This window comes from Rosenbergiella collisarenosi (assembly GCF_018494085.1).
Classification (GTDB): Bacteria; Pseudomonadota; Gammaproteobacteria; order Enterobacterales; family Enterobacteriaceae; genus Rosenbergiella; species Rosenbergiella collisarenosi.
Genome location: NZ_JABBFP010000007.1, coordinates 93697 through 110371, shown reverse-complemented (window position 1 = coordinate 110371; position 16675 = coordinate 93697). Strand labels below are relative to the sequence as shown.

The 16675-nt window shown below is 47.6% G+C and carries 13 protein-coding genes and 1 tRNA gene; 12 read left to right on the top strand and 2 right to left on the bottom strand.

The annotated features are described in order from the left end of the window. The 4 genes from glyS (at position 1) to HGT70_RS11820 (ending at position 4876) form a co-directional block, all read left to right on the top strand. Positions 1–2070 (top strand): glycine--tRNA ligase subunit beta, encoded by a 2070-nt coding sequence (gene glyS, locus HGT70_RS11835; protein WP_214195957.1) that lies wholly within the window; start codon positions 1–3, stop codon positions 2068–2070. Between the two features lie 63 nt (positions 2071–2133). After that, the gene (gene fdhD / locus HGT70_RS11830; protein WP_214195954.1) at positions 2134–2937 is read left to right on the top strand and encodes a formate dehydrogenase accessory sulfurtransferase FdhD; all 804 of its coding nucleotides are present in this window, start codon (positions 2134–2136) and stop codon (positions 2935–2937) included. Between the two features lie 231 nt (positions 2938–3168). Continuing rightward, the gene (sodA, locus tag HGT70_RS11825) at positions 3169–3786 is read left to right on the top strand and encodes a superoxide dismutase [Mn] (RefSeq protein WP_214195953.1); all 618 of its coding nucleotides are present in this window, start codon (positions 3169–3171) and stop codon (positions 3784–3786) included. Between the two features lie 148 nt (positions 3787–3934). Continuing rightward, a complete protein-coding gene (locus HGT70_RS11820; RefSeq protein ID WP_214195952.1) occupies positions 3935–4876 on the top strand; it encodes a VirK/YbjX family protein in 942 nt (313 codons plus the stop codon). A 45-nt stretch (positions 4877–4921) separates the two neighbouring features. Here HGT70_RS11820 and HGT70_RS11815 read toward each other — a convergent pair whose 3' ends face one another. Then, positions 4922–5284 (bottom strand): YibL family ribosome-associated protein, encoded by a 363-nt coding sequence (locus HGT70_RS11815; protein ID WP_071432616.1) that lies wholly within the window; start codon positions 5282–5284, stop codon positions 4922–4924. Between the two features lie 89 nt (positions 5285–5373). Continuing rightward, entirely contained in the window at positions 5374–6081 is a 708-nt protein-coding gene (locus HGT70_RS11810; protein ID WP_071432614.1) for a DUF3053 domain-containing protein, read from the bottom strand. Between the two features lie 329 nt (positions 6082–6410). Between HGT70_RS11810 and eptB the strand changes: the two genes are divergently transcribed. The 8 genes from eptB (at position 6411) to HGT70_RS11770 (ending at position 16495) form a co-directional block, all read left to right on the top strand. Further along, positions 6411–8120 (top strand): kdo(2)-lipid A phosphoethanolamine 7''-transferase, encoded by a 1710-nt coding sequence (eptB, locus tag HGT70_RS11805; RefSeq protein WP_214195949.1) that lies wholly within the window; start codon positions 6411–6413, stop codon positions 8118–8120. Positions 8121–8207: 87 nt separating this feature from the next. Beyond that, positions 8208–8284: transfer RNA gene (locus HGT70_RS11800), tRNA-Pro, on the top strand. A 498-nt stretch (positions 8285–8782) separates the two neighbouring features. Beyond that, complete coding sequence (gene dppA / locus HGT70_RS11795; RefSeq protein ID WP_241569690.1) at positions 8783–10333, top strand: dipeptide ABC transporter periplasmic-binding protein DppA; 1551 nt, start codon at positions 8783–8785, stop codon at positions 10331–10333. 111 nt (positions 10334–10444) lie between these two features. After that, positions 10445–11464: a dipeptide ABC transporter permease DppB gene (gene dppB, locus HGT70_RS11790; RefSeq protein WP_071432608.1), complete on the top strand. Its 1020-nt coding sequence runs from the start codon at positions 10445–10447 to the stop codon at positions 11462–11464. Between the two features lie 9 nt (positions 11465–11473). Beyond that, positions 11474–12376 (top strand): dipeptide ABC transporter permease DppC, encoded by a 903-nt coding sequence (gene dppC / locus HGT70_RS11785; RefSeq protein WP_214195947.1) that lies wholly within the window; start codon positions 11474–11476, stop codon positions 12374–12376. A gap of 11 nt (positions 12377–12387) precedes the next feature. Further along, the gene (dppD, locus tag HGT70_RS11780; RefSeq protein WP_214195946.1) at positions 12388–13374 is read left to right on the top strand and encodes a dipeptide ABC transporter ATP-binding protein; all 987 of its coding nucleotides are present in this window, start codon (positions 12388–12390) and stop codon (positions 13372–13374) included. After that, positions 13364–14344, top strand: coding sequence for a peptide ABC transporter ATP-binding protein (locus HGT70_RS11775; protein ID WP_214195945.1), 981 nt, complete (start codon positions 13364–13366; stop codon positions 14342–14344). Before dppD ends, HGT70_RS11775 begins: the two co-directional genes overlap by 11 nt. Positions 14345–14518: 174 nt before the next feature. Beyond that, positions 14519–16495, top strand: a complete 1977-nt coding sequence (locus HGT70_RS11770) for an EAL domain-containing protein (RefSeq protein WP_214195944.1) — start codon at positions 14519–14521, stop codon at positions 16493–16495. The last annotated feature ends 180 nt before the right edge of the window (positions 16496–16675 follow it).

Below are 16675 nucleotides of genomic sequence, written 5' to 3'. Positions count from 1 at the left end.
ATGAGCGACAATACTTTTCTGGTAGAAATCGGTACTGAAGAACTACCACCTAAAGCCCTGCGCCAACTGGCTCAGGCATTTGCCGATCAGCTCACGCAAGAAATCGATACGGCTGGGCTTTCTCACCAACAGGTTGAATGGTATGCGACCCCGCGTCGCCTTGCGGTTAAGGTACTGAACCTTGGCGCCAAGCAAGCGGATCGTGTCGTCGAAAAACGCGGCCCTGCCTTAAGTGCGGCGTTTGATAGCGAAGGGAATGTGACGAAAGCGGCGCAAGGCTGGGCGCGCGGTAATGGGATTACGGTTGAGCAAGCTGACCGTTTAGTCACAGATAAAGGCGAGTGGCTGGTATACCGGGCGCAAGTCGCAGGCGAATCAGCGGCTGCGTTGTTACCAGAAATGGTCGCAAAAGTCTTAGCTAAGCTACCGGTTCCTAAGCTCATGCGGTGGGGGGCCAGCAGTGAACAGTTCGTTCGCCCAGTGCATACCGTAACCTTACTGTTAGGTGCCGACGTGTTACCTGCCACTATTTTGGGGATCGCCTCAGGACGGACTCTGCGTGGACATCGTTTCATGGGGGAAAGTACCTTCGAGATTGCGCACGCCGACCAGTATCCTACTATCCTCGCCGAGCGTGGTAAGGTGATAGCCGATTACGCTACGCGTAAAGCGCTGATCGAATCAGGTGCTAAGGCTGCCGCCTTACAAGTAGGGGGCATTGCGGATCTGAGTGATAGCCTACTCGAAGAGGTCACCTCACTGGTGGAGTGGCCAATCGTCCTTACCGCGCAGTTCGAACAGAAGTTCTTAGCCGTGCCGAAAGAGGCGTTAGTCCACACAATGAAAGGCGACCAGAAATATTTTCCGGTCTATTCTGCACAGGGCGAACTCCTGTCACACTTTATCTTTGTGACGAATATCGAGTCGAGCGATCCGTATCAAATCATTTCTGGTAATGAAAAGGTCGTACGCCCGCGTTTAGCCGATGCCGAGTTTTTCTTTAATGCCGACCGTAAAGTCCGCCTAGACGACCAACTGCCTCGTTTAGAAACGGTCCTCTTTCAAAAGCAATTAGGAACGTTACGCGATAAGACTGATCGTATTCAAGCGCTCGCGGGCTGGATTGCCGGTCAAATCGGGGCCGATGTCACGCATGCCACGCGCGCGGGGTTACTATCAAAATGCGATTTAATGACCAACATGGTGTGCGAGTTCACGGATACACAAGGCATCATGGGGATGCACTATGCGCGCCACGACGGTGAAGCGGAAGATGTCGCGGTAGCATTGAATGAACAGTACCAGCCTCGCTTTGCGGGTGACGCACTACCGTCAAGTCTAGTCGCTTGTGCATTGGCGATTGCCGATAAAATGGATACGTTGGCAGGCATATTCGGTATTGGTCAGCACCCGAAAGGCGATAAAGACCCCTTCGCATTGCGCCGCGCCGCACTGGGCGTGTTACGCATTATCGTCGAGAAGGATTTACCGCTGGATCTTCAGTCTCTGACAGAAGAGACAGTGAAATTATATGGCGATAAACTCACTAATAGCGCGGTGACCGAAGAGGTTATCGACTTTATGTTAGGACGGTTTAGAAGCTGGTACCTCGAAGAGGGGCATAGCGTTGATACCATCCAAGCCGTTTTGGCCCGTCGACCGACTCGCCCCGCAGACTTTGATGCCCGTATGAAAGCGGTTTCCCATTTCCGTACTCTACCTGAGGCGGAAAGTCTTTCGGCTGCTAATAAGCGCGTCTCGAATATCTTAGCGAAATCAGACGTAGCGCTCGATACTGCCGTGCAAGCCTCTCTGCTTAAAGAGAATGCGGAGATTAAATTAGCCACTTATGTAAGCGCACTGAATAGCAAACTACAGCCTTATTTCGAACAAGGACGCTACCAAGAGGCGCTTATCGAACTCGCACAACTACGCGAAGCGATAGATAACTTTTTCGAACAAGTGATGGTTAACGCGGAAGATCAGGCTATACGTGTAAATCGCCTAACGCTACTCGCGAAATTACGGGAACTCTTTCTACAAGTTGCCGATATCTCGCTGCTTCAATAGCGAGTATCGATAGGATGACCGAGCCCGAAGAAATTCTTCGGGCTTTTTTTTGAGGGCTGAAAGATGACAATGAAAACGTTTTCTGTTGCTGAATGGTCACCGACTGGAATTAAGAGGCAGGACGATATTCTCGCTGAAGAGGTTGCGGTCGCCCTGGTTTATAACGGCATTTCTCATGTCGTGATGATGTGTACTCCCGATGCGTTAGAAGCCTTTGCGATAGGGTTTTCATTATCCGAAGGGATCATTGACCGTCCGGAACAAATCTACGGTATCTCTCTCACCGCGCACCGATTGGGTATAGAAGTGCATATAGAGCTGGCCAGTAGCTGCTTTATGGCACTTAAACAGCATCGTAGAACGTTAGCTGGACGTACAGGATGTGGTCTTTGTGGCACCGAGCAGCTCGACATGCTTAGCCAACCGAAACACCATTTACCCTATACACAAACCCTCGCGTTATCATCCCTCGATATCGCCCTCAAACAGCTAAAAGATCTGCAGCCAATTGGCCGACAAACGGCGTGTACACACGTAGCGGGATGGCTAGATACTGCCGGCAAGGTGCAGGCAGGCTATGAAGATATTGGGCGACACGTCGCGCTAGATAAACTACTCGGAGCTAGAGCCACCGCTGACTGGGGATCTGAAGGGGGGGTACTGATCTCTAGCCGAGCGAGTTATGAGATGGTGCAGAAAGCGATTAGTTGCGGTGTTGAAATTCTCTGTGCGGCCTCGGCAGCAACCCAGAGGGCGGTTGATATCGCTCAGGAGTATGGGCTAACCCTGGTAGGCTTTAGCCGGGGAACGCGTGCGATTATCTATACCCATCCTCAGAGGATAGTCAGTGAGGTTAAGTACAAATAAGTCTACCCATAGTCATTATTAATAATAATCAGCGCTAGTCCCTAAATGCAGTGAACATCGGCTATTGTCGTATAACATGAGTGCATACCAATAAAGTAGTATAAACCTTGTAAACTGTAGGGCATTGTTTCTTCTTTTCCAGATCAATTATTTAACTATAATGGATGGACAGTCTGAGCAGTTTCTATCTAATGACACTGTATGATAAACACTTAATTGGAGAGGTTGAACATGAGTTATTCACTGCCATCCCTGCCGTATGCTTATGATGCGTTAGAACCACATTTCGATAAAGAAACGATGGAAATTCATCATACTAAACATCACCAGACTTATGTAAATAATGCTAACGCTGCCCTCGAAGGCACGCCGTTTGCCGATCTGCCGGTAGAAGAGCTGATCACGCAATTAGATAAAGTCCCTGCTGATAAGAAAGTCGTATTACGTAACAACGCAGGCGGCCACGCAAACCATAGCTTCTTCTGGAAAGGCCTGAAAACCGGCACGACTCTGCAAGGTGACTTAAAAGCGGTAATCGAAAAAGATTTCGGTAGCGTGGAGAAGTTCCAAGAAGAGTTCGAAAAAGCGGCGGCAACGCGCTTCGGCTCAGGCTGGGCGTGGCTGGTTAAAAAGGGCGATAAGCTTGCCGTCGTTTCAACGGCTAACCAAGATAGTCCATTAATGGGTGAAGCAATCTCTGGCGCATCAGGGACTCCTATCGTGGGCCTCGATGTCTGGGAACACGCTTACTACCTGAAATATCAAAACAAACGTCCTGATTACATCAAGGCGTTCTGGAACGTTGTAAACTGGGACGAAGCTGCTGCGCGTTTTGCTAACGTAAAATAAGCCACGTATCTCGTTCAACCTCATAGCCTCCTAGCGTAGGCTATGAGGTTTTTTATTTTTTAGTCTTTATCGCATTTTATTTAGTACAAGTTTAGTCAATTAGACATAAAATCGACTCAACACTCATTATTTAGCCTTAGAGAGACCTATGTCTACTTCGATCTCTTCGAACAAGCCCCTTACTCACAAGCAACTTATGGTCGATTTGCTTCTGCGTAAATACAAGCCACATCGGGCTTGGAAGCGTGGACGCTTTTATAATAAATTTATTTTTCGCAGCGTCTGTTCGCCGTTAGTGAGTTACCGCTATCTGACCTCGTTGACACGATTAACTGACTTTCCTCGAGTCATCGAAACCCATGGCATTATTCCTGCCAAGATCCATCGACCTTATCTAATCGGTGGCTTGAGTGCCTCACAACGCGCCGAAAAAATCATTTCTCATTACCAGCGTATTGAACAGCTCGGACAGAGCGAACTTACGGCTTTTTTAGCGGGACAACGTCGCGATAAACCACTCTTAAGCTGGTTGGGAAAGAACGATGAACCTATTGAGATTTATTGCGTACCCGCGATTTTTGACCGCGAGGGTGAATTGACCTTACTCTTTCGCTTTCGTACTGAGGATATTACGAGTCTTAGTTTCTCTTTGGCCGATTACCAGCATCAGCCTAGTGTTATCATCGCAGGGCTACAAGGCCCAGGCCGTCACCTCGACCAAAATATCATTCGTGATGCAACGAAAGCTTGTGAGGGACTCTTTCCTAAGCGGCTGTTACTCGAAGCGATTATGTTGATTGCCAGAGCCTGTCATCTCACACAAATTTGCGCAGTCGGCGATAACTCTCATATCTTCGTCAAAGAGCTTCGTTATCGCTTTAGTAAGCGCGAGCAGATTCATGCACGTTATAATGAATTTTGGACGACGTTGGGTGGGGAAGAGCAGTCGAATAAGCTGTTTTTGCTACCGTTGAATCAGCCTCGAAAAAGTATCGAAGACATCGCCAGTAAGAAACGCGCGGAATATCGCAGACGCTATCAGTTATTAGACGACTTACAACAACAAATTGATGTGAAAGCCGCAGAGTAACCGAGTAGGAGAAGCCGAGAACGGGTTCTCCTATCAGCACAAAAATTAGAACTGCTCGCGGGCAAAGCCTGTTACCGTCTCTAGGCCCATTTCACGGCCTAGCGCAGTCATTGGGTGAACGACAATAATACCGCGAACACGTTTCTTCAATGCTCCCATATCAGCCTGCTCTTTTTTCGTAATTGCGCGCTGAAAACCAAGCTTCTGCAGTTTTTGTGCTTCTTTGCTCAGACCGGCAGTGTGCTCTTCACGCAAACGCTGAAGTTCTTCCTCGATAGTCTGTTTTTCTTTCATCATCTCGCCAAGTTTTTCCACATTACCGCTTTCTAATACGGGTTGCGATTTATGGTTGATACTGTCGAGTTGATCGCTGAGACGTTTAATTTCAGCCTTGATAGGGTCTTTCATGATGGGCTCCTTTCTACTTTGAGACAGGATACACGAAAAAAGTGCTGGGGACAGCGTAGGTGGAGTAGATTCCACCTACGACAGGGCGATTATTGCTGAATTAATCCTTTAGCTTGGGTCAGAGCATTCACGTGGCTACTGATATTACCCACTAACGTGTTGTATTGATTGACTTGGTCTTGAGTTGGGAACTGGACCGCATTGTTATTGAAGCTTAGGCGTGAATCTTGAGCCTGTAAGAAGTCTGCTGTATCTAACACGGCTTGCGTTAATGCCTGTAATTCAGGTAAAAGCGGCTGCAGGTTATCAGCAGGTGTCGTTACAGTCTTCTTGTAAGCGTCTTCATAGACTTTTTGTAGATCTTCTGGGAGCTTCAACGAGGTTTTGCTGCTGTCCGCTAAATTACGTGCATTTTGCACTTGCTGAGACACGACGTTTAGAGCACCGCCCGCTTGGCGCAGTCCATCGCGTTGCGTTAAATAATCTTGCGGAGTATGAATAGCGGACAGCTGGTCAGTAACAGGACGGATACCATCATTTAAAGCTCGAGTAAGCTGCTGTGAAAAGCCATACAGAATTGCATAGTCGCCGACGTAGTTTCCGAACAATTTTTTCTGGTTCTCACTAAGAGCAGGCAGCTGAGTGCCGCTACGCATCACGGTGTTTTGTAGGAAATCGCCAAACGCTTTACGTTGATCCGCATCTTTATCGCCACAGGCAGTGAGTTGGCACATCACCATCAGTAACGCAATTAACCCACCTGCTTTTTTTATCATCTGTGAAAGTCCTGATGTCATTGATTACAACTCCTGTATTAAATCGGTTTGCAGCCTCTGAGGTATCTCAAGTGCATGGTGAGTAGAATAGAGCAAACAGTCGTCAACGCCAACGGGGCAATACGAAAATTACATGAAAAATTAGTCATCGTGCACCCTATCGGTTCATACTCTCCTCACGTTAGGCGAAGTAAAGCGAGTCACTGAATATACATTTATTCATTTAGCCTGAGGGTTTTGAGTTTTTTTCTTATTTTTTTGTGCTTTTTTATTTTTTTTCGAACTGATCTTTATTCTTGGACTCTCAGTTTGCGTCTTATCAGTGATAGTTTTTTTACAAGTTGGGTGTAATGATTAAAGTTCGTAGTTTGAGCCAAACGCAAGTCTCCGTCCTTCTCGCTGCTTATGTGGGATGGTTTTTAAATAGTGCTATCTTTTATCGCCACATCAAACTCGTGGTTCAACAACCGACGCTACTCGCAGGCTGTTCTATCGCCGCGGAAATACTCGCCACCTTCTTTGCAACGTTTTTCGTCCTGCGTTTAACGTCTTTAGGCGGAAAATGGTGTGCTAAAATCTTCTCCTCTGTACTCGTGTTGGTCTCAGTCGCTAGCGCTTACTACATGTTCATGTACAACATCATCATTGGTTACGGGATTATCGCCTCGGTACTCACAACCACTGATACAGACCTAACCAGTGAGGTGGTGGGAATATGGTTTTATCTCTGGCTCCTATTGCTTGGGTTACCTCCGCTTATCATAATCTGGTTGAACGATGGCAACGCAGGGCTCTTGATACAATCTCGACGGGTCAAATCCGCATTACGCGGCTGGGGGGGCGTTCTCTTGGCGGTGGTACTGGCGTGGTTGCCAATCCGTACGCTGGATAAAGCTTATAAAGCCCAAGAGCATCAAACCAATCGCGACATGCCAAGCTATGGCGGCGTGGTTGCTCATAGTTACTTACCGTCTAATTGGGTCTCATCACTCGGTATTTTTGCCTGGTCACGCTTAAATGAAGACGTTTTTTCAGAAGAGTTGCTCGATCCTGCAGAACGTTTCCACTATACGGCACCGGAAAGCCTAGATGACACGTACGTCGTATTCGTGATTGGTGAAACGACCCGTTGGGACCATATGGGCATCTTCGGTTATCGTCGAGACACGACGCCTAACCTGGCGAAAGAGAGTAATCTTGCAGCCTTCAGGGGCGAGTCGTGCGATACGGCGACGAAGTTGTCACTACGTTGCATGTTTGTTCGTGAAGGCGGGGCGGCTAATGATCCTGGGCGTACGCTGAAAGAAGAAAACGTTTTTTCCGTATTGCGTGAGCTAGGCTTTACGTCGGAACTCTATGCCATGCAGGGAGAGGTATGGTTTTACAGTAAGACCGATGCGAACAATATTGAGTTTCGTGAACAGATCGGTTCTGAGCCGGAGAATAGGGGTAAGACCGTCGACGATATGCTGCTGGTACCGAAAGTGGCACAATCGGTCAGCCAGTTTCCGAAAGGAAAGCACCTCATCATTCTACATACCAAAGGCTCACACTATCTTTACTCCCAACGCTATCCAAGGAGTTTTGCCTACTATACGCCAGAGTGTATTGGCGGCAACGACTTCTGTTCTAAGGAACAATTGATCAACGCTTATGATAACTCTGTCCGCTATGTTGATCATACCTTAGACGCTATCTATGACCAGCTGCGCGATAAGAAAGCGATTGTGTTTTATGTCGCCGATCATGGCGAATCGATTAGCGATAATATGCATTTTCATGGCACGCCGAGAGAAATGGCTCCGCCAGAACAGTTTAGAGTGCCGATGATTGTATGGGCGTCTAACCCGTTCTTAGCCGATAGCGAAAATCGACAGCGCTTTACTCTGCTGCAACAGCAGGCAAAAGCAGGCGTACAACATAAGCATACTGAAATATTCGATTCGCTCATGGGATGCTTAGGCTACCGTTCGCAAGATGGTGGGATCAATGCTAAGAATAATTGGTGCGATCGGACGACTGCCGAGGCGGCGATTAAGGCTGCAACGTCGCAGCACTGATCATTGCTCTGTTTTTAGGCATTCACACAGGTAGCGAGTAAATATCGGTTGACGCTAGGCGGGGAGCGCAGTAATATGCGCCCCCATCGGCGAGTAGCGCAGCTTGGTAGCGCAACTGGTTTGGGACCAGTGGGTCGGAGGTTCGAATCCTCTCTCGCCGACCAAATTTAAGAAACCTGAACATTTGTTCAGGTTTTTTTTTGCCTGTTGTTTTCCCTCATAGCGCATGCCGGGTATCTGATAAAAACCTTTCGTGCCAGATTCTCCACTTTTTATAGAGCCTTTTTTTATAAAAGCTTTCAACTAAACCTCCGCGCTTTTGTAGTGCAATCATCTAGTGTTCACCCGATATCTGGTGGACGGACATTCGGTAGGTTGATGGTAAAAGGGCAACATCCCATCACAATTCTGTTACCGCCCTCCGTATTCTCGCAAGATTTATTGACTTCCTCCCCACTCTTTGACCACATTGGCATTATCCAGCCGGAGATTAGGCTGTAAGCATCTCTATTTCTGAGCGCACACAATAATAATTCTAACTTACCGCCAGCATCGTCGGCGGATTAATGCACACAACACTCGTCATTTCTGGAGATACAATGGTTAATAACAGGTTCCGGCTACGTCAGTTATCGTCTTTAGCGTTTCTTACCGGTGCTCTAATGCTGAGCGGGGGAGTGAGCGCTAAAACGCTCGTCTATTGCTCCGAAGCCTCTCCCGAAGGCTTTAATCCACAATTATTTACCAGCGGCACGACCTACGATGCCAGCTCAGTACCTATCTACAACCGTCTAGTTGAATTCAAAGTCGGTACGACGGAGCTACAACCTGGCCTTGCAGAACGTTGGGAGGTGAGTCCTGATGGTAAGACGTATACCTTTCATCTCCGTCCAGGGGTTAAGTGGCAAACTACCAAAGATTTTACCCCTAGCCGAACACTCAATGCCGACGATGTCGTGTTCTCCTTTGAGCGCCAGTTAGATAAAAATAATCCTTACCATAACGTGTCGGGAGGTAGCTACGAATACTTTGAAGGTATGGATATGCCTAAGCTGCTTCAAAGTATCGAAAAGGTCGATGATCTCACCGTAAAAATCACACTGACTCGTCCGGAAGCCCCGTTCCTCGCGGATTTGGGCATGGACTTTGCCTCTATTCTCTCGAAAGAGTATGCGGATGCAATGCTTAAAGCGGGTACGCCGCAGAAAGTCGATCTCAGTCCTGTCGGGACAGGCCCCTTTATTTTGCAGCAATACCAAAAAGACTCGCGTATTTTATACAAAGCGAACCCTGATTATTGGGGACCTCACGCTAAAATCGATCGCTTAGTCTTTTCAATCACGCCTGATGCCTCCGTTCGTTATGCAAAATTACAAAAGGGTGAATGCCAAGTGATGGCCTTCCCTAACCCTGCAGATCTTGCGGGAATGCGGCAAAACAAAGCCATTACGCTATTACAGCAACCCGGTCTTAATGTTGGTTACCTATCATTTAATACCGAGAAAAAGCCGCTAGATAATGTTCAAGTCCGACAGGCGCTTAATTACGCTGTAAATAAAGAGGCAATTATCAAAGCGGTCTACCAAGGGGCGGGGCAGGCAGCTAAGAATTTAATTCCACCCACGATGTGGGGCTACGACTCAGCAATTAAAGATTATGGCTATGATCCTGACAAAGCGAAGTCTCTTCTTAAAGCTGCCGGGCTAGCAAATGGCTTCACCATCGATTTATGGGCCATGCCTGTACAGCGCCCCTATAACCCCAATGCAAGACGTATGGCTGAAATGATTCAAGCCGACTGGGCCAAAATTGGCGTTAAAGCTAACATCGTCACTTACGAATGGGGTGAATATCTTAAACGTGCTAAAGCGGGTGAGCATCAAACCGTCATGATGGGCTGGACCGGTGATAATGGGGACCCAGATAATTTCTTTGCAACGTTGTTTAGCTGTACGGCGGCGAAGGATGGTTCGAACTACTCCCGTTGGTGCTACAAGCCTTTTGAAGATCAAATTCAGCCAGCCCGCGCAGAAAGTGATCATCAAAAACGTATCGCTTACTATCAGCAGGCTCAAGTGATTATGCATGAGCAAGCACCAGCCCTCATCATTGCCCACTCTACGGTGTACGAACCGATAAGTAACAAGGTTATTGGTTACCTTGTCGACCCACTGGGTAAACATCATTTCGAAAATGTTGACATAAAAGACTAGTCCCTGCGCACCTGGCTATTGACTGCCAGGTGCCAGCTATTAGCGGCTTTTCGCCGTTAGCATGATGAGCGATGACCCAGCGTTACGACTGGGAAAATAATGAGATTTTTTATGCTGCAATTTATACTTCGACGCTTAGGGTTGGTGATCCCCACCTTTATCGGTATTACGCTGTTAACCTTTGCTTTCGTTCATCTTATCCCCGGTGACCCCATCATGATTATGGCGGGTGAGCGGGGGATCTCGCCGGAACGCCATGCGGCGCTAATGCATCAATTTGGTTTAGACCAACCTATCTGGGAACAGTACTTCACCTATATCCAAGGGGTTCTACACGGCGATTTAGGTATCTCACTAAGTAGTCGTACGCCTGTCTGGAATGAGTTTATTCCGCGTTTTCAAGCAACACTAGAGCTGGGTATTTGTGCAATGGTGTTCGCGGTCATTGTCGGTATTCCTGTTGGGGTATTGGCCGCGGTTAAACGAGGGTCAGTCTTCGACCATACTGCCGTGAGTATCTCCTTAGCCGGTTATTCCATGCCGATTTTCTGGTGGGGAATAATGTTAATTATGTTCGTTTCCGTAAAGCTCAATCTTTTACCCGTTGCTGGGCGGATCAGTGATGTTGTCTTTTTAGATGAGAGTAAACCGCTAACCGGGTTTATGTTAATTGACACCTTATTATGGGGTGAACCAGGGGATTTTAAGGATGCAGTCCAGCATATTATCTTACCCGCCATCGTCTTAGGGACCATCCCTCTCGCGGTCATCGTACGCATGACCCGTAGTGCCATGCTGGAAGTCTTAGGTGAGGACTACATCCGTACCGCTCGAGCCAAAGGGTTGACGCCAGTACGGGTCATTCTCGTGCATGCCTTACGAAATGCCATGTTGCCCGTGGTGACTATTATCGGCCTGCAAGTGGGCTCCCTATTGGCCGGAGCAATCCTTACCGAGACGATATTTTCGTGGCCGGGATTGGGGCGTTGGCTTATCGAAGCGTTACAACGCCGTGATTATCCTGTCGTACAAGGCGGTGTCTTACTCATCGCGATTTTAATTATCATGGTGAATTTCATCGTTGATATTTTATACGGGGTGATCAACCCACGTATTAGACATCAGAAATAGGAGGCAGGTATGTCTATTCCAGATACGCATAGTGAGACAATCGCCATGAAGCCTGTAACGCCGTTTCAAGAGTTTATCGTCTATTTCTGTCAAAATAGAGGGGCTTTAGTCGGGGCGATTTTCATTTTCGTCATGTTACTTGTGGCTATTTTTGCCAATATTCTTGCCCCTCATGGCTCCGCCGAACAGTTTCGAGACGCGCTGTTACATCCACCGGTATGGCAAGAGGGGGGAAGTTGGCGGTTTATTTTAGGCACCGATGATGTAGGGCGCGATATTCTTAGTCGACTGATGTACGGTGCGCGTCTTTCCTTATTAGTGGGCTGCCTAGTCGTTTTACTGTCGCTAATCTTTGGTGTGGTTTTTGGGCTGGTAGCGGGCTACTTCGGCGGAATAATTGATGCGGCGATTATGCGTATCGTCGATATCATGTTAGCGCTGCCTAGCCTATTACTGGCTTTAGTACTGGTAGCGATCTTTGGCCCCTCTATTTGGAATGCTTCTATAGCGTTAACCTTTGTCGCGCTACCACACTACATAAGACTAACGCGTGCAGCGGTCCTCGTGGAGACGCAGCGAGATTACGTGATTGCTTCGAATGTTGCTGGAGCCAGCGCCTATCGTCAGATGTTCATTAATATCCTCCCCAACTGTTTAGCGCCATTGATTGTTCAAGCGTCGTTAGGCTTCTCTAATGCCATTCTGGATATGGCCGCGCTGGGGTTTCTTGGTATGGGAGCACAACCGCCGACCCCTGAGTGGGGGACGATGCTATCGGATGTCTTACAGTATGCCGCGAGTGCATGGTGGGTAGTCACTTTCCCGGGCGTGGTGATCCTGCTGACTGTTCTTGCTTTCAACCTAGTCGGCGATGGCTTACGTGATGCGCTCGATCCTAAACTCAAACAATAGAAGGCATCGAAATGACATTATTAAACGTAAATAATCTTTCGGTGCAGTTTGGGGATCCCGCCGCACCGTTTAAAGCCGTGGATCGCATCAGTTACCGTGTCGATGCTGGACAGGTGATTGGTATCGTTGGCGAGTCAGGTTCTGGTAAGTCAGTGAGCTCTCTGGCCATCATGGGGTTGATTGACTTCCCTGGCAGAGTCCTCGCAGAGGGTCTCCATTTTGGGGCCAAGGATCTACAGCAAATATCAGCAAAGCAGCGACGTAAAATCGTTGGTGCAGATATTGCCATGATTTTTCAGGACCCAATGACGAGCCTAAACCCTTGCTTCACCATAGGTTTTCAGATTATGGAAGCGATTAAGGTACATCAAGGAGGGAGTCGACGAGGCAGACGACAACAGGCGATTTCTCTATTGGAACGAGTCGGTATTCCTGATCCGCAATCGCGACTCAATGTCTACCCACATCAGCTCTCTGGTGGAATGAGCCAACGTATCATGATTGCAATGGCGATCGCCTGTAAACCGAAACTATTAATAGCGGATGAACCTACTACTGCTTTAGATGTAACGATACAAGCGCAGATTATCGAGTTACTCCTCGAGTTACAGCAGCAAGAAGACATGGCGCTGATCCTCATTACTCATGATTTAGCGTTAGTGGCACAATCGGCTCAGCAAATTATCGTCATGTACGCGGGGCAAGTCGTCGAAATTGGTAGGGCGGAAGACATCTTCACGACTCCCCGGCACCCCTATACCCAGGCGCTACTCAATGCACTACCCGAATTTTCTACTGATAAAGCGAAACTAGACTCTTTACCCGGAGTGGTCCCAGGTAAGTACGACCGCCCCCTGGGCTGTTTACTCAGCCCGCGCTGCCCTTATGTATCGGATATTTGTCGTCGACAAGAGCCAGAAATTCGTGAATACGAAGGTCGCCAAGTGAAATGTCATTATCCATTGAATACATCGGGGAGGCCGAGTTATGACGCATAACGGCGAACAACCATGGCTTATTGAGGCAAAAGCATTAACAAAATATTATCCGGTTAAAACAGGCCTCTGGGGAAAATCGGCTTTAGTGAAAGCCTTGGACGGAATCTCATTCACGCTGGCGAGAGGAAAAACGCTGGCAGTAGTGGGGGAGTCTGGTTGTGGTAAGTCGACGCTGGGTCGATTACTAACAATGATTGAAGTGCCTACCGCGGGTGAGCTGTATTGGAATGGCCGCGATCTACTACAAGCTGACCGTCAGGCACAAATATTACGCCGGAAAAAAATCCAGATCATTTTCCAAAACCCTTATGCATCGCTGAATCCAAGAAAAAAGATCAGCCAGATTCTCGAAGAACCACTGATCATTAATACTGATTTGTCTAAGGCGGAACGACGTGAAAAAGTATTAGCGATAATGAGTAAAGTCGGCCTTAAAACCGAACATTATGAACGATATCCACATATGTTTTCAGGAGGACAGCGGCAGAGAATAGCGATAGCACGCGGCTTAATGTTAAATCCGGAGGTCTTGATTGCAGATGAACCGGTTTCTGCTTTAGACGTGTCAGTGAGAGCGCAGGTGCTCAACCTTATGATGGAACTCCAGCAAGAGTTAGGGCTATCGTATATTTTTATCTCTCACGATCTTTCCGTGGTGGAACATATCGCGGACGAAGTTATGGTGATGTATCTTGGACGGTGTGTAGAAAAAGGTCCGAAGAAATCGATATTTAAGCAACCTTTGCACCCTTATACGCAGGCTTTACTCTCGGCCACTCCTCGATTAAACAGCCAGGACAAGCAAGTGCGGATAAAATTAACGGGGGAGTTGCCGAGCCCCCTAAATCCCCCTACGGGTTGTGCCTTTGCCGCTCGCTGTCGCTTCAAAATGGCGAAATGTGAACAGCAACAGCCATTATTAAAAGATTATGATAATCAAAGTGTTGCCTGTTTTTATGTCGAGGGATAATAAGGGTATCGTTAAGGATTGATCCGTAAGCAAGGAAGCTATCTGCCATTTTCAAAATTTAAAATAATTAATCAAAAATACTAGATTAATGGATAATTCCTGACACTTAGGGTAAAAGGCTGGGATATACTTAATTTTGAACAATTTCTGTAATTCGAGAAGGATGGCTATCCATTGCGCGTGCACCGCTCACTGACAATTAAACAAATGGCAACAGTTTCCTCTGTGGTCATCGTGGTTGTCTGTATCTTTACTGTTATTCAGCTCTTTCATTTTGTTGGCCAACGTCGCATTGAATACGCGCAACAAATGGAAAATATTGCACATACAATTCGTCAGCCTCTGTCCGATGCGGTATTACGTGGAAACATTGAAGACGCTCAGCGCTTATTGAATTCGCTAAAGCCTGCCGGGGTTTTAGGTAAAGCGGAAATCACTCTTCCTGATGGTTTTCAAGCATTGCAGGTCGATTTTACTGATTATGATACGGTTCCTGCGCTGATCGCCCACCTCTTTAACTTACCAGTAATCATTTCGTTGCCCCTCTACTCACCGGAACATGTCGGCATGCCCAAGCCGCTCGCAACCTTGATGTTGGAAGCCGATTCGACACGCGTCTATCAGTTTATTCGTTCAACGATAGGGACTATGGTTGTCACCTATTTGTTACTGGCCCTAGTACTTTCGATATCGATCAGTTGGTTCATCAACCGGCTTGTTGTATATCCATTACGCCATGTCGCGCGTTCGCTTCAAAGCCTACCGTATTGCGGGTCCGAAGTAGAAGTACCTTTACCTGCAGGGCATAGAGGCGATGAAATCGGCGTGTTAGTGCGCGGAATTAATCATCGACAGCGTATGAGTGGTACCCTCTATGAGCAGCTTGAGCAAGCGACAACGCGTGACCCCCTGACAAAATTGCCGACTCAAGCACTGGTGCTGGAAATTATCGAGCAGCATATGGCGATACAACCTAGCGAAGTTGCAGTAATGGTGGTGAAAGTCGCCCCGCTCGATAGCCTTCTTGGGTCAGAGACTCAGCGTGAAGTGAAACAGCTATTTGCTAAGAAAATAGGTGAATTGGTCAGTGAGGATATTCTTGTTGGACAGTTAGCCGATAACCAATTCGTTTTAATTTTCAAGTATTCACCGGCACCTCTCTCTTTAATGAGGCTGGCGGAAACCTATATAGCCGCCTTAACGGCTCCTTTCACTGTTGATAACCTGTATTTACAGGCACAGGCGCATATCGGCATCGCCTATGCGACACCGGATAAGATGAGTGCGGCGTCGCTCCTTGAGTTTGGGGTAGCTGCGATGCAGAGTGCAGTGGCGAAGGGGATTAACCAAGCTCTGTTTTTCGATCAAGAAATGACGGAAAAATCGCATCGGCGACTCCGACAAATAAAAGAGATCTTAAAAGGTATTCAAGAGAAGCAATACGCACTTTTTCTGCAACCTCAGGTCGATATGAAGACTGGACACATTACGGGAGCGGAGGCACTGCTGCGCGTTTGTCGCGATGATGGGCGTTACTCTTTACCCGAAGACTTTATTACGACCGCCGAAGAAATTGGTGTCATGCCAGAAATCGGCCGCTGGGTATTTCAAGAGGCTTGTCGTATTCTCGCGAGTTGGCAAGCGAAAGGCATCAAGCTGCCATTAAGCGTCAATCTCTCAGCTGCCCAATTACGCGATAGCTCGACGGTAGAGTTCCTTAAGCAACTCCTGATAGACTACAACATTCAACCGGGAACCTTAGTACTCGAAATTACAGAAACCGCGCAAATTACCAATACCGCCTGGGTGATGAAAGTGCTACGCCCCATCGAACAAGCGGGTGTCTCCATGGTTCTAGATGATTTTGGGATGGGATACTCAAACTTACATTACCTGCATCAGTTCCGTTCTCTCCCTGTACGAAGAATCAAACTCGACCGGAGTTTTGTTTCTGACCTGCCTGTGGATGATAAGATGGTACGCGTAATCGCCGCTATTTCAGATATCATTCATCTCGACGTTGTAGCCGAAGGCGTAGAAACAGAAGTACAGCGTGATTGGTTGCTTGAGCGCGGCATACGTATAGCACAAGGATACCTCTATTCTCCGGCACTACCCGAAGCAGAATTTACTCAGCGGTGGTTATCTTAGTAGGACGAGGGGCGAATAGATGCTTTTTTCTCCGCTTTTACTCTTTTTTCGTTAAAAGATGTTTATAGCGAAGCGAGAGGCTTGCCCTTGTGGCTGAGAGTTGGATAATGGCGATAGGCTAAGACTGCTCTTTTTACTCGCCGGTGAATATTTGGCGTTTCCTGCGGTCTAAGTAGCTAC

Bases quoted from the DNA above. Each gene is read 5' to 3' on its own strand.
- HGT70_RS11775 (WP_214195945.1), top strand. From the start codon at position 13,364: ATGACGCATAACGGCGAACAACCATGGCTTATTGAGGCAAAAGCATTA.
- dppA (WP_241569690.1), top strand. From the start codon at position 8,783: ATGCTGAGCGGGGGAGTGAGCGCTAAAACGCTCGTCTATTGCTCCGAA.
- dppD (WP_214195946.1), top strand. From the start codon at position 12,388: ATGACATTATTAAACGTAAATAATCTTTCGGTGCAGTTTGGGGATCCC.
- dppB (WP_071432608.1), top strand. From the start codon at position 10,445: ATGCTGCAATTTATACTTCGACGCTTAGGGTTGGTGATCCCCACCTTT.
- HGT70_RS11810 (WP_071432614.1), bottom strand. From the start codon at position 6,081: ATGACATCAGGACTTTCACAGATGATAAAAAAAGCAGGTGGGTTAATT.
- glyS (WP_214195957.1), top strand. From the start codon at position 1: ATGAGCGACAATACTTTTCTGGTAGAAATCGGTACTGAAGAACTACCA.
- dppC (WP_214195947.1), top strand. From the start codon at position 11,474: ATGTCTATTCCAGATACGCATAGTGAGACAATCGCCATGAAGCCTGTA.
- HGT70_RS11815 (WP_071432616.1), bottom strand. From the start codon at position 5,284: ATGAAAGACCCTATCAAGGCTGAAATTAAACGTCTCAGCGATCAACTC.
- HGT70_RS11820 (WP_214195952.1), top strand. From the start codon at position 3,935: ATGTCTACTTCGATCTCTTCGAACAAGCCCCTTACTCACAAGCAACTT.
- fdhD (WP_214195954.1), top strand. From the start codon at position 2,134: ATGACAATGAAAACGTTTTCTGTTGCTGAATGGTCACCGACTGGAATT.
- sodA (WP_214195953.1), top strand. From the start codon at position 3,169: ATGAGTTATTCACTGCCATCCCTGCCGTATGCTTATGATGCGTTAGAA.
- eptB (WP_214195949.1), top strand. From the start codon at position 6,411: ATGATTAAAGTTCGTAGTTTGAGCCAAACGCAAGTCTCCGTCCTTCTC.